Source organism: Pseudomonas sp. JL2, assembly GCF_031570495.1.
In the GTDB taxonomy this organism is placed as follows: domain Bacteria; phylum Pseudomonadota; class Gammaproteobacteria; order Pseudomonadales; family Pseudomonadaceae; genus Aquipseudomonas; species Aquipseudomonas rhizophila.
This window is the reverse complement of record NZ_JAKUDH010000021.1, coordinates 69790-82641: the sequence shown is the minus strand read 5'-3', so window position 1 is coordinate 82641 and position 12852 is coordinate 69790. Positions and strand designations below refer to the sequence as shown.

Annotated in this window: 9 protein-coding genes and 1 pseudogene; 1 reads left to right on the top strand and 9 read right to left on the bottom strand. The window is 57.8% G+C overall.

From position 1 onward, the window contains the following. Nucleotides 1-17 precede the first annotated feature (17 nt). The 8 genes and pseudogenes from MKS85_RS22765 to MKS85_RS22730 all read right to left on the bottom strand — a co-directional run bounded on the left by MKS85_RS22765 (nt 18) and on the right by MKS85_RS22730 (nt 9525). Nucleotides 18-851, bottom strand: a complete 834-nt coding sequence (locus MKS85_RS22765) for a thymidylate synthase (RefSeq protein WP_020190342.1) — start codon at nt 849-851, stop codon at nt 18-20. After that, on the bottom strand, nt 848-1354 hold the full coding sequence (locus MKS85_RS22760; RefSeq protein WP_020190341.1) for a hypothetical protein: 507 nt from the start codon (nt 1352-1354) through the stop codon (nt 848-850). Before MKS85_RS22760 ends, MKS85_RS22765 begins: the two co-directional genes overlap by 4 nt. Next, nucleotides 1351-3432: a tyrosine-type recombinase/integrase gene (locus tag MKS85_RS22755; RefSeq protein WP_020190340.1), complete on the bottom strand. Its 2082-nt coding sequence runs from the start codon at nt 3430-3432 to the stop codon at nt 1351-1353. The genes MKS85_RS22760 and MKS85_RS22755 overlap by 4 nt, the downstream gene beginning before the upstream one ends. Continuing rightward, nucleotides 3429-5777, bottom strand: a complete 2349-nt coding sequence (locus MKS85_RS22750; protein WP_020190339.1) for a site-specific integrase — start codon at nt 5775-5777, stop codon at nt 3429-3431. Before MKS85_RS22750 ends, MKS85_RS22755 begins: the two co-directional genes overlap by 4 nt. Then, complete coding sequence (locus MKS85_RS22745; protein ID WP_169775904.1) at nt 5774-6880, bottom strand: tyrosine-type recombinase/integrase; 1107 nt, start codon at nt 6878-6880, stop codon at nt 5774-5776. Before MKS85_RS22745 ends, MKS85_RS22750 begins: the two co-directional genes overlap by 4 nt. Before the next feature lie 240 nt (nt 6881-7120). Then, nucleotides 7121-7816 (bottom strand): annotated as a pseudogene (gene thyA / locus MKS85_RS22740) (thymidylate synthase); the annotation flags it as partial. Nucleotides 7817-7864: 48 nt separating this feature from the next. Further along, complete coding sequence (gene lgt / locus MKS85_RS22735; protein ID WP_076383259.1) at nt 7865-8674, bottom strand: prolipoprotein diacylglyceryl transferase; 810 nt, start codon at nt 8672-8674, stop codon at nt 7865-7867. A 68-nt stretch (nt 8675-8742) separates the two neighbouring features. Next, a complete protein-coding gene (locus tag MKS85_RS22730) occupies nt 8743-9525 on the bottom strand; it encodes a sulfite exporter TauE/SafE family protein (protein ID WP_076383260.1) in 783 nt (260 codons plus the stop codon). A gap of 152 nt (nt 9526-9677) precedes the next feature. On the opposite strand from MKS85_RS22730, the gene MKS85_RS22725 reads away from it, so the two are divergent. Beyond that, nucleotides 9678-10424, top strand: a complete 747-nt coding sequence (locus MKS85_RS22725) for an NRDE family protein (protein WP_188251751.1) — start codon at nt 9678-9680, stop codon at nt 10422-10424. Nucleotides 10425-10556: 132 nt separating this feature from the next. Here MKS85_RS22725 and ptsP read toward each other — a convergent pair whose 3' ends face one another. Next, a complete protein-coding gene (gene ptsP, locus MKS85_RS22720) occupies nt 10557-12836 on the bottom strand; it encodes a phosphoenolpyruvate--protein phosphotransferase (RefSeq protein ID WP_047226814.1) in 2280 nt (759 codons plus the stop codon). Nucleotides 12837-12852 lie beyond the last annotated feature (16 nt).

Genomic DNA, 12852 nt, shown 5'->3' with positions numbered 1-12852 from the left:
GCCAGGCATCGACTCAGTTAGATCGATACAGGAGCAGGAATATGAGGATGTGGGTCATAGCCCACAATCTCAAAGTCCTCAAACTTGTAATCGTAAATGCTGTCCGGCTTGCGCTTGAACTGCAACTTAGGCAGAGGGCGCGGATCACGAGTCAGTTGCAGGTTAACTTGCTCAATATGATTCAAGTAAATATGCGCATCACCCATTGTAACTACAACCTCGCCAACTCCCAAATCGCACTGCTGCGCCAACATATGAGTTAAAAAACTAACCCCTGCTAGGTTATAGGGATTTCCGAGCAATAAGTCTGACGACCGAATGTATAGATGCGCCGACAACTTATTGTTGGCTACATAGAACTGATAGAGCAAATGGCATGGTGGCAATGCCATCTTCCCATTCCGGGCATTCTCTTGTGGACTCACCGATTCATCAGGAAGGTACTCGACGTTCCATCCATGGAAGAGAATCCGACGACTGTTTGGGTTAGTCTTGAGCGTATGAACGACGTAGTCGATTTGATTGATGGCCTTGCCGTCCTGGGTAGGCCAGGCCGTCCACTGCTTGCCGTAGATCGGGCCGAGGTCACCGTCTTCAGTTGCCCACTCATCCCAGATGCTGACACCATGCTCCTTCAGCCATTTGGTATTCGTGTCACCATTCAGGAACCAGATCATCTCGTTGATGATGCTCTTGAAATGCAGCTTCTTGGTGGTGAGGAGCGGGAAGCCATCCTCCAGGTTGTGGCGGAACTGGCGACCGAAGACACTCAGCGTGCCGGTGCCGGTGCGATCGCCTTTCTCGACGCCATTCTCTAGCACGTCGGCCAGCAAATCGTGGTACATCTTCATTTCGGTTCCTCAAGGTTCGCGCTGACCAAATCCAGTGCGTCACGCAATTTCAAAATTTCAGTATCTTGCTCTTTGATCTTCTGACGCAGCTCATCTGCGAGCTGGAGGTAGTAGTCCCTAGACTCGCGGACAGTGTCCAATCTCTTGTCGAGCGTGGCACAAGAGTTCTCAGAATCCTGATACCTATTGAACCAATAAAGCACTTCCAATCGACTCTTTTCAAGGCGTTGCATCAGAATCGTCTTGGGATCCTGCTTCTTCTCAGCCTTGACCCTCTGAGCGAGCACTGCAATGCGGCGGTTGTCCTTGATCGCCTCAAGCCGCTGCGCCGGGAAGTCGCGCTGTCGGATAGTGTTGCGATGAATGCCTGTGATGCGGCTCAGCTCCGCCATCGTCGGCTTCAGTTTCGGATCAGAGGCAATCTGCATAAGCCCCTGAGCCAGCAGCTCAGTGTTCCGGTCGTAGTCGAGCTTATTCTTGGCATCAAACGCCTGGACTGTCATACCTCGACCTCCTCACCCAGATGCTCCAACACACCCTTGGCTTCCTCCATCGCCGCTCGCAACTCCTCCTCAGAGCCTGCTGAGTTCGGAGAGCTCAAGGCCAAGCTGTTCTGCACATAGATCTCCCGCCATTTAGGAGCGTGAGCCTTGGTGACCACGGCGTTTTTGCACCGATTCGGATTGCAACGCAGCGATCCGATGCAGGGCAGAGACTCGTCAAATACCTCACGTTGACCGCCATAACAGAAGCCTTGTCCCACGTTGATGATCGCCATGCGCTTCTTGGCCATCTGGGCGATGATTTGCTCTTTGGTGTAGCCAGCCGCCATGTACCCGCTGAACACCTTTTTCATCCGCGCCTTGTGGCTCTCCGCATTGGGGCCGGCGTAGTTTCCGTCGGGATCGCAGTAGCTCTGGATGTACTCCTCCTCTGCCATTTGCGTCGGCGTCTTGCTAGATGAACGCCCACCCTTGGACAAGATCTCAGCGATCGCTCCGTACCCAAGCGTCACCGCACTGAACGCCTTGTTCTGGCCAGCACCACCGATAAGGTCACCGAAGTGCTTTAGCTGGTGAGAGATGAATGGGAGCCCAAGCTCAGCCCTGGCCATCTGGTAAGCCAGGGTGTGTCGCAACGTGTAAGGCGAGAATTCCAGCGACTCGAACTCCTCGTCCGTCAGAATATCCTCGAAGAAAGCTCTGAACTGGTGAGTGATTCCAAGCGAGGACATTGAGTTTGGTTCGGCGTCCTGCGCGACAGTATCCACATTGGAGAACAGGTAAGGATTCTGCTTTACCTTAGCGATGAGGCAAGCGGCACGGATGGCGTCACGCACAATCGGAATCGCGATCCACTTGTCGTCGAACAGCTTGGCCAAGCCTTGGCGATGCTTGATCACGTTGCTGATCAGCAACCAGTAGTCGCTCTCTTGCTCCATGCACGACTCGACTAGGATCTCGGAGAGCTCTGAGGGCCGCATGCCGGTGTACTGCGCCACGAGATAGCAGGCACTGTACGAGACGAAATTGATGTACCTACGGAAATCATCGTCCAGTTTGGAATCTGAGAGCTTGAGTAACGTTTCGGTCGCCTTAAAATCATGTCGACCAGAGCCAGATTGGAACGTAGATGGAATGCAGCCAAAAGCTGCGGACAGTGCATTCGCCATCGCACCGGAGTCATAGCCTTTTCTCCGCAGCCTCAGCGCTACGTACAACTCGAAATTGTAACGCGACAGCTCTTGAGCGTTGGCTAACGAGTAGCCGCTAGCGTTTTGGCGGGTAAGGGCAACCAGGTCATCCACAGGCTCCCCCAGAGTGCTTAGGAAGTCGACCACTGCGAACGACGCCTCGCGAGAAGCCTTCTCGAACACATCGTTCGGCAGAATACGGTATGTGCGCTCAGAATCAGGGACGTGCTTGAGTACCTTGGCCCAGGCGAGCGATTCCAGCTGAACGTAAGGCAGTGGCTCTTCGAAAATCTGCTCCTCGAAAAATGGCGACCTGACCAAGGTAAAGAACTTCTTGAGATCAGGGCCAAAGGCGTAGGGATGAATGAGCGCTGCCTCCCGGTACATACCCGCATCAAAGTACGTCAGACCATGGTGTCCAACCTCGAAGAACTCATCCGTCATCAGCTGGCGCGCCTGCCCCGACATCGTATCCAGGAAGCTCAATCCAGCCTTCATGCATGAAATGGCGGTGTTGGCTTTGATGTTCCTTGGCGAGGCAAACGAGCGCGTTGCCGCTGGCATCTTCAGCCAGCAATACAGGGCCACCTTGACCTCCAAGACCGCCGACTGGTTGAGCAATGGGTACGAGTCAAAATTGAGCCGTAGCTTGGCTCCTTGGACATTCCTGGCGGCGTTCGGATGATCGTCATTGAAGTCCCAGACGGCGTCGCCCAAGACGGATGTCTTACTGACAGGCAACGCCATCAGCGCCTGGTACCAAGAGAGTGCTTCCAGCGACACAGGAGTCGGATCGGCGATGTTTCTGCGCAACTCAAGCAGCAGGGTGTGAGCAGTTGTACGCCACTGTTTGTACGCAGCGAGTTCAGGGATCAGAGCATGGTTCATAGCGTTACTCCCTCGGTCAAAACACTGACCTGCAGGTTTTCAGAGAGGCGCTCAGCCTTGGTCAGCTCTTCTGCGGAAAAGTCCGATGTCTCAGGATCTAGAAGGTTGTTTAGCACATCAAGGTTGTCCAGGATGACGGCTCCGTAGGGCGTATCGAGCACCCGGTTGACTTCAATCATCCTTTGGTAGTCACGCCGCATGGCGAAGAGCTCCGGCAGGTGCGATACCGTGATGATGCTGTTGCTGCATGAAAGGCACATGTTGAACAGCGTGCAGGGCTTGCTGGGGTCATAGCTTGCCAACGCCTTGATGAAAGCAGGTGGGTCAAAAACGTTCATGCATGTGGCAAGGCCAGAACGCAGTGGCATCGCCTCGGGCGTGGGCTCGATAGTCTTGGTCGGGATCAGCTTCGGAGCCTCCTCTAACGTGTCTTGCTGCATTTCATGGAGAACCTTATTCAGCATTCGGCGCGCCATGGGGTTGAAGTCCATCTGATCCAGATAGGCCATGGTGGTGCTTAGGCTCTTATGCCCCAGGAGAACCTGGATCTCACGTGGAGAGACGCCGCGCTCGATCAGTTCGCTTACGAAGCTAGGTCGGAAACGTGACGGTGAGAGCTTGAGAGGATTACCATCTTCGTCAAGCAGCCCGTGATCCTGAGAGAACTTGTCCAGGGTCTTATTGAGCTGGTTGCCACCTGAGTTCTCAAAGGAATCTACAACCCCGTATTTCCTGGGAGAGCTTGAGCGGTAAATGAAGAGCTTGTTCTGGGCTTCGACAGGCGCACTCAAGCGAATCTCACGGGTCAGGTGCTTCACATCGTCAAAGATTTTCTTGACCACACGGCCTTGAGAGGTGGTCAGCCAAGAGATCTCCGCATGGAAGATATCTAGATGAAGCATCTTCGCGCCTTCAGAACGCTCTTTCCAATACAGCAAGCAAGGCCGATCCGTTAAGTCATGGCGCTCAATGAAATCATCCAGCTCCAGTCCCAGCAGCGAGTCAGCATTCATCCCGGTAACTTGGGCAAGCCGAGCGATGTACGGCGCAATGACTCGACCATCAACCTGATACTGCACGCCCCAGCTTTTATAAACCTCGAAGATCGAAATTGGCGAAGCCGAGATAATCGACATAAACGCCCGTTGATAAAGGTCGTTTTTATCTACGGATTCGAAGTTTAGGGGCTTGCAGTTGAGTTTGTTCTCAAAAATCCACCGTGCGTTATCCAGAGTGTTAAAGCCTCGGCGTACTCTTCCGTCAGCGTTCAGCGGATCTTCCCCTACCTGGCTTGGAACGTAAGCCTGGGCCAAGCGATTGGTTTCATCAATTTCTTGCTCAATGACCTGCGAAATACGGTTTCGGACAGCCTGGGGATAAGGCTTGTACTGGTCAGTTTCACGCTCAGCATCGAAGCCTGTAGCTGCGACGTAGCTGCTCAGCCCGAGACCCTCGATTTGGACTGCGCGCGCCATCATTTTCCGAGCAGAGCTCATCATCGAACTGCTGTGGCTGGTCGACAGCGAACGCTCCAAGATCTTTTCCTGGAGATATCCCCTGAACTTGGGGAGGGAATACGGGGTTACGAGCTCCCTAATGTCCTCCAAGCCTGTGTAGTTGGCATCCTTGAGATAGGCTCGGAAGTTTTTGAAAGCCTCAATGAAATTCGACTGCCCTGACGCACTACTGCTCTTCATTGATGAAGCACTGAAGAGGTGCAGCAGGTGCTGGAAGGGGCGCTCCGGTTCCGGGCTTACGAGGTCGGACAGGCGATGGATGCGGACTGAGCGCAAAGCGTTGAAGCCGTCTCGCAATGACTCAGTCTTTTCGACTACCGTCTTCGAGGCGATACGCTGCTCGACGGTTTGATAGTTAGGGTCAAGAACACCAAGCTTGCGAAGATCATCGAGAATCTCCTCAAACGTGATCCGCACCAGTTCGAAGCTCGCCCTGGCTGATTTGAAGCCAGCCAATTCAGGAATCTCGCTCATGAAGCCACGATCCCTGATGGTATTGGCAGCCACTGGAATCGCCAGCTTCTCCTCCATAGACATGCCTTCGTACCAGGCAAGCAGCCTACGGCGCCAATCGCAGGCGCCAGACGGATGGCCAGGTACGATAATTCCTTCGGCGCGCATCGCCTCGAAGATCGGCTCAAAGCTTGAGACGCGCTTTGAGATCGTACCTGGGTTCAGATTAGTCTGTTCGATGAGGTATTTAGGAGCCACCGCCAACTCGTCCCCCCTGCTCAGACATACCTTCAGCAACGACTCCCGATCATCAGTGGCGCGGGCCACAAATGACTCAATGACGGCGTCTGCCTGAGCGCTAGTCAACCGACTCATTTCATATCTCCCGCATCAATTTTCAGGCGCGTCTGCTGGGAAAGCTCAGCCATCTCGCCTGCTTTCGTCTTGGTTTCAGTTCCGGGGCGTACGAGCTTCTGGTAGAGGTCGTAGGGGATCTGGGTATAGGTTTCCGACGTGCTGAGGCGCGAGTGACCAAGCGTCTTCTGCACGCTCACTAGCCGGTCAAGGTAATCACTACCAATGTCTGGCGTTCTCAACAGGGCATAAGCATTCCCGTGCCTCAACTTGTGGGGAGAGATCATCCTGTCGATTTTCAGCAGGTTCAGCGCTCGCTCGGATGTGCGCTCCAAGAGCTTGGAGATCGAGCGAGGGGTGTACTCACCCCCTTCCGCATTCAGGAAAGCAGGGGTGTTCTCAGCCCCCTTGAATTGACGCTTAGTCATTTTGTACAGCGGCGAAGCATGGTACTTCTTGATGCGCAGCAGCGTGGCGCGGCTGACCAACGTCTGGCGGGGCTTAAATGAGTCCGCAGGGCCTTTGCTTCCATCAATATGCAGCGGGCAGTAGTCCGCGTTTACCGGTTCTGAAACACCAGGCGAGATGAACAACGTGTCCTGGAATCGAAGGGCATCATCAATGGCCTTGAGGGTCACTCGCGGGACTTCTGAGCGGCGCACGCCTGCGTCGTACATGAACTGGAGCAAGCAGCGCTCACGCTCACTCTGCGTAGCCAGGATGAGCTCTCTGAGATCATTCAGGGAACAAGCCACTACCAAGCTCTTGTTGGGACGGGGGGACAGGTAGCCGGCAGTGTAGGGGTTAGGCGCGGTACGAGGCGCGGGTGCGTCGTCCACTCCCCGGCATAGAGAATCATTGAAAAACGCCATCAAAGACGAATCCCGGTTGCGCACCGTCTTCTTGGAAAGCTCCTCGTCCTCGCGCAGGTGAGCGAAGTACTCCTCGATCACGTGGGTGCGGATTTCCAAGAACGCCGAGTCACGCTCGCAATCACGAAACTCACGGCGGTTCGTCAGGTACTCGCAGGTGTACCCAAGGTTGCGACCATAGGTGATGGCCGTCTGCTGGGATATATAGGCTTTCTGAAGCGCGTGGGATAGGTAACCCGAAATCAAAGGCATGAGGCGCTCATCATCATCAAAGACGGCTGTCCCTGTGACGTTCACGGCTTCCTGAATTGGGGATTCTTCGGATGAGTCGTCCCGCCTGGTTGGGGACTCTCTGAAATCTAGGGGGGCGCCCCTAACTGCGATGACCTTCACGGCTTCCTCTCTCTTCAAAGCGGCCCGTACTATACACAATGTGCATTTCGTATTGGGGCACAATAAATGAGCTTGGAAGGTAAAGCCTTACTACGCAGCCATTGCGTAATGTGCGGTTTCGTCGAGGGGGTATAATAGGCCCAGGTCGTTGGAACGGATGTAGAGGGTCAGGGAGATTTCCTTGGTCTCGACATTCGGGTGGAACTGGTAGAGCAAATGGCACGGCGGCAGGGCCATTTCATCGAGCTGGGCGCAGTTCCAGCCGTGGAACAGGATCCGCCGGCTGCCCGGGTCCTTGATGATGGTGTCGACGCACTGGCGCACCTGGTCGATGGCTTTGTAAAGCACCACGTAGGCCTGGCCGTTTTCTTCGCCCTCGGCGATCTGCCGGTAACCCTGGGCCAGGGTCTGTTCGATGGCGGCCGGGTTGCTCAACGGGATCTGCTTGTAGGCTGGCCACTTGCGCCATTGCACACCATAGATCTCACCCAGGTCGTCTTCGCCCTGGCGAAACGGGTTGGCCAGCCATTGGGCGTTTTCGTTGGCGTTCTGATCCCAGACCTTGCAGCCCAGGGCACGGAATTCGGCGGCGTTGTTGACCCCACGGAGGAAACCGCACATCTCGCCGATGGCTGACTTGAAGGCCATTTTGCGCGTGGTGATGGCCGGGAATCCGTCCTTCAAGTCATAGCGCAACATGGCGCCGGGAAAGCTGATGGTGTTTACACCCGTGCGGTTGGCTTGCTTGGTGCCGTTCTTGATGACGTGGGCCACCAGATCGAGATATTGCTTCATGGGTTACCTGTGTCCTTGAACCCGGGGCCAGTGCCCCGGGGTTCGAATTTAAATCTTGGCCGCCGCAGCCGGCGCACGATGATAAGCCAGCCAGATCAGCGCCAGGCCACCAATGATCATTGGCAGGCACAGTAACTGGCCCATGGTCAGCCAGTTCCACGCCAGATAGCCGAGTTGGGCGTCTGGTACGCGGACGAATTCAACGATGAAACGGAAGATCCCGTAGAACAGCGCGAACATGCCCGACACGGCCATGGTCGGCCGTGGCTTGCGCGAGAACAGCCACAGGATGGCAAACAGTGCCACGCCTTCGAGCGCGAACTGGTACAGCTGCGAAGGATGACGGGGCAGCTGCGCCGGGTCGCTGAACGGCGGGAAGACCATCGCCCATGGCACGTCGGTGGCCTTGCCCCACAATTCGGCGTTGATGAAGTTGCCGATGCGCCCGGCCCCCAGGCCAATCGGCACCATTGGCGCGACGAAGTCCATCAGCTCGAAAAACGACTTGTTGTTGCGTTTACCGAACCACAGCGCTGCCAGCATCACGCCGATGAACCCGCCGTGGAACGACATGCCGCCCTTCCAGACTTCGAAGATCAGCGTCGGATTGGCCAGGTACGCGCTCAGGTCGTAGAACAAGACGTAACCCAGGCGTCCGCCAACGATCACGCCCATGGATAGCCAGAACACCAGGTCCGAGAGCTTTTCCTTGTTCCAGGTTGGATCGAAGCGGTTGAGCCGGCGCGACGCCAGCAGCCAGGCGCCGCCGATGCCGATCAGGTACATCAGGCCGTACCAGTGGATTTTCAGCGGGCCGATGGCCAGGGCCACCGGATCGATCTGCGGGTAAGGCAGCATTGATATTCCTCGTAAACGTCAAAAATATCCGGGCGACGCTGCCACCTCGGGATTAAGCCAGGATTGCGTCAGAGCAGAAAACTCAAGCCCACGCTGAACAGCAAAGCGGCGAACAGCCGTTTGAGCAAGCGCGGTGACAGGCGATGGGCCAGTCGCGCGCCGAAGCGGGCGAAGACCATGCTCGTCAGGGCAATGCCCAGTAGCGCCGGCAAATAAACAAAACCGAGACTATGAGCCGGCAGCCGCGGATCTTGCCAGCCCAGAATCATGAAACTTAATGCACTGACCAGGGCAATCGGCAAACCGCAGGCCGATGACGTCGCCACCGCCTGTTGCATCGGCACGCTGCGCCAGGTCAGGAACGGCACGGTCAGCGAGCCGCCGCCGATGCCGAAAATCGCCGAGGCCCAGCCGATCACCGTCCCCGCCACGGTCAACCCGACCTTGCCCGGAACTGTGCGGCTGGCCTTGGGCCGCAAGTCCAGGCCCAGTTGTACGGCGACAATCAGGGCGAACACGCCGATGATTTTTTGCAGGTTCGGACCGGAAATCGCTTCGGCAGTGACGGCTCCGAAACCGGCACCGATCAGGATTCCAACGGTCATCCAGGCAAAAATCGGCCAGCGCACCGCGCCTTTGCGCTGATGCTCGCGCACGGCATTGACCGAAGTGAAGATGATCGATGCCAGGGACGTGCCGACCGCCAGGTGCGTCAACACCAGTGGGTCGAAGCCCTGCAAGGTAAAACTGAATACCAGCACCGGGACGATGATGATCCCGCCACCCACGCCGAACAGTCCGGCCAGCACGCCGGCACAGGCGCCGAGCAGCAGATAGAGCACAAATTCCACCAGCGTCCCTCGCCCATCCTAGAAACAAGAGCGGCATGGTAACGGATCCATGGCCTTGGGCTCCACTCAAGGCGATGGATGCCGGGGCGATGTCTGGGTAGAGTGAAACCCACAACAGCTGTGCTCGGCTTTATTTTTAAGGGGACTATCTGATGTGCCTGATCGTATTTGCCTGGCGCCCCGGCCACGCCCGGCCGCTGATCGTGGCGGCCAACCGCGATGAGTTCTACGCGCGCCCGACCTTGCCCCTGGGGCAATGGCCTGACGCCCCTGATGTCCATGCCGGTCGCGATCTGGAAGCCGGGGGGACCTGGCTTGGCGTCGGCGCCGATGGCCGTTTCGCTGCCCTGACCAACATTCGCGACCCGGCCCAGCCGCCCGGCTTCAAGTCCCGTGGTGAACTGGTGGCGCGATTTTTGAGCGGAAATCTTTCAATTGCCGATTATTTGAGCGAAGTGGTGCCCCGTGCCGGTGAGTACGGCGGGTTCAACTTGCTGTTGGGCGATGGCACCGAACTGTGGCACCACAATGCCCGCGATGCCCGGCCACAGCGACTGGCCGAGGGTGTCTACGGTTTGTCGAACGCCGGGCTGAACACGCCATGGCCCAAGCTGCTCAAGGCCCGGGCGGCGTTGGTCGAGGTACTGGACGATCCGCAGCCCCAGGCCCTGTTGGCGCTGCTGAACGACCCGCAGCCGGCCCCGGTAGCCGAACTGCCGGACACCGGCGTAGGGCTGGCGACCGAGACACTGTTGTCGAGTGTGTTCATCGCCAGCCCTGCTTACGGGACGCGAGCGAGTACGGCGTTGATTGTCCACGCCGATGGGACGCGGCATTTGGTCGAGCGCAGTTATGGGCCGCTTGGGGGACATTTGGGGGAGGTGGAGTTCAAGGTGTAATTTTGCGCTGTCATTTCTGGCCCCATCGCGAGCAGGCTCGCTCCCACAGTAGATCTTCAGTGAACACAAACGTTGTGAACAACCGAGATCCCCTGTGGGAGCGAGCCTGCTCGCGATGAGGTCGCTAAAGATTCAGAGCGTCTTGTTCGACGCCGGATTGATCATCCGCGCCAACCCAAGGTTCTTCAGCGCCAGTTGCAAGGAGCTGTGGATCACCTGCGGATTATCGATCGTCATCACTTCGGCCAGCAGTTCCTGGGCCTTGCTGAGGTTGATCTGACGCAGCATCCATTTCACTTTCGGCAGGTTGGTGGCGTTCATCGACAGGCTGTCAAAGCCCATCGCCATCAGCAGCACCGCCGCCGCCGGGTCCCCGGCCATTTCACCGCAGATGCTCACTGGCTTGCCTTCGGCATGGGCGTCGCGGACCACATTCTGCAGGGCTTGCAGCACCGCCGGATGCAGATAGTCGTACAGGTCGGCGACCCGCGGGTTGTTGCGGTCCACGGCCAGCAAATACTGGGTCAGGTCGTTGGAGCCAACCGACAGGAAGTCTACCTGTCGCGCCAGTTCCTTGGTCTGGTACACCGCCGCCGGGATTTCGATCATCACCCCCACCGGCGGCATTGGCACGTCGGTGCCTTCGTCGCGCACTTCGCCCCACGCCCGGTGGATCAGGTGCAAGGCTTCTTCCAGCTCATGGGTGCCGGAAATCATCGGCAACAGGATGCGCAGGTTGTTCAGGCCCTCACTGGCCTTGAGCATGGCGCGGGCCTGGACCAGGAAGATTTCCGGATGGTCGAGCGTCACGCGTATCCCGCGCCAGCCAAGGAAGGGGTTGTCTTCCTTGATGGGGAAGTAGGACAGGGATTTGTCCCCGCCGATGTCCAGGCTGCGCATGGTCACCGGTTGCGGATGGAAAGCGGCCAACTGTTCGCGATAGATCGCCAGCTGTTCCTTTTCGCTGGGGAAGCGCTGGTTGATCATGAAGGGCACTTCGGTGCGGTACAGGCCCACACCCTCGGCGCCGCGTTTCTGCGCCCGGGCCACGTCGGCTAGCAGGCCGGTGTTGACCCACAGCGGCATGCGGTGGCCGTCGAGCGTCACGCAAGGCAGGTCCCGCAGCGCATCCAGGCCCAGGGACAGTTGCTTTTCTTCCTCCACCACATCGGCAAACTGCTTGCGCAGCAATTCGGTGGGGTTGGTGTAGACCTCGCCGTGGTAGCCATCGACGATCATCTGGATGCCGTCGACCTTTGAATACGGCAGGTCCACCACGCCCATGACCGTCGGAATGCCCATGGCGCGGGCCAGGATCGCGACGTGGGAGTTGCCCGAACCCAATACCGAGACCAGCCCCGCGAGCTTGCCTTCAGGCACCTCGCCGAGCATGGCCGGGGTCAGTTCTTCGCTGATCAGGATGGTGTTATCGGGATAGACCAGGGTCTGCTGGCGTTCCTGTTGCAAGTAGGCCAGCAGCCGGCGGCCGAGGTCCTTGACGTCGGAGGCACGCTCGCGCAGGTAGGCGTCGTCCATCAGTTCGAAACGGTTCACGTGGTCGGTCACCACCTGGCGCAACGCACCCTGGGCCCACTGACCGGTCTTGATGACCGTGGTCACCTCGCTGCCCAGGGAGGCGTCGTCGAGCATCATCAGGTAAACGTCGAACAGCGCGCGCTCTTCGGGGCGCAGCTGCGTCGCCAGTTTCGCCGACAGGGCGCGCATGTCGGCCCGCACGCCCTCGATGGCTGTCTTGAACAGGCCCAGTTCGGCGGGGATGTCGACGATGGTCTTGTCCGGCACTACGTCGAGGTCGGCGGGTGGCAACATGACCACCGCCGTACCCACTGCCGCGCCGGGTGAACCTGGCACGCCGACGAACTTGGCTTCCTGGATGCCCTTGCCCTGGCGGCCCAGGCCGCTGATCGACCCGGTGGCTTCGGCGTGGGCGATAACCCCGGCCAATTGCGCGCTCATGGTCACGAGGAAGGCTTCTTCACCTTCGTCGAACTGGCGACGCTCCTTCTGCTGGATGACCAACACGCCGACGACACGGCGGTGGTGGATGATCGGCGCCCCGAGGAACGAGGCGTAGCGTTCTTCGCCGGTCTCGGCAAAATAACGATAGCGCGGGTGATCCGCGGCATTTTCGAGGTTCAGCGGTTCTTCGCGCGTGCCGACCAGGCCGACCAGACCTTCATTGGGCGCCATGCTGACCTTGCCGATCGAGCGCTTGTTCAAGCCCTCGGTGGCCATCAGCACAAAACGGTTGGTCTCGGGGTCCAGCAGATAGACCGAGCAGACTTGGCTGCCCATGGCCTCTTTGACGCGCAATACAATAATCCCCAACGCCGCCTTGAGATCCTTGGCGGAGTTAACTTCCTGGACGATCTTGCGCAGCGTATTGAGCATGGCTCGGGGTCGAACT

Bases quoted from the DNA above. Each gene is read 5' to 3' on its own strand.
- MKS85_RS22750 (WP_020190339.1), bottom strand. From the start codon at position 5,777: ATGAGTCGGTTGACTAGCGCTCAGGCAGACGCCGTCATTGAGTCATTT.
- MKS85_RS22765 (WP_020190342.1), bottom strand. From the start codon at position 851: ATGAAGATGTACCACGATTTGCTGGCCGACGTGCTAGAGAATGGCGTC.
- MKS85_RS22725 (WP_188251751.1), top strand. From the start codon at position 9,678: ATGTGCCTGATCGTATTTGCCTGGCGCCCCGGCCACGCCCGGCCGCTG.
- MKS85_RS22755 (WP_020190340.1), bottom strand. From the start codon at position 3,432: ATGAACCATGCTCTGATCCCTGAACTCGCTGCGTACAAACAGTGGCGT.
- lgt (WP_076383259.1), bottom strand. From the start codon at position 8,674: ATGCTGCCTTACCCGCAGATCGATCCGGTGGCCCTGGCCATCGGCCCG.
- ptsP (WP_047226814.1), bottom strand. From the start codon at position 12,836: ATGCTCAATACGCTGCGCAAGATCGTCCAGGAAGTTAACTCCGCCAAG.
- MKS85_RS22760 (WP_020190341.1), bottom strand. From the start codon at position 1,354: ATGACAGTCCAGGCGTTTGATGCCAAGAATAAGCTCGACTACGACCGG.
- MKS85_RS22745 (WP_169775904.1), bottom strand. From the start codon at position 6,880: ATGCCTTTGATTTCGGGTTACCTATCCCACGCGCTTCAGAAAGCCTAT.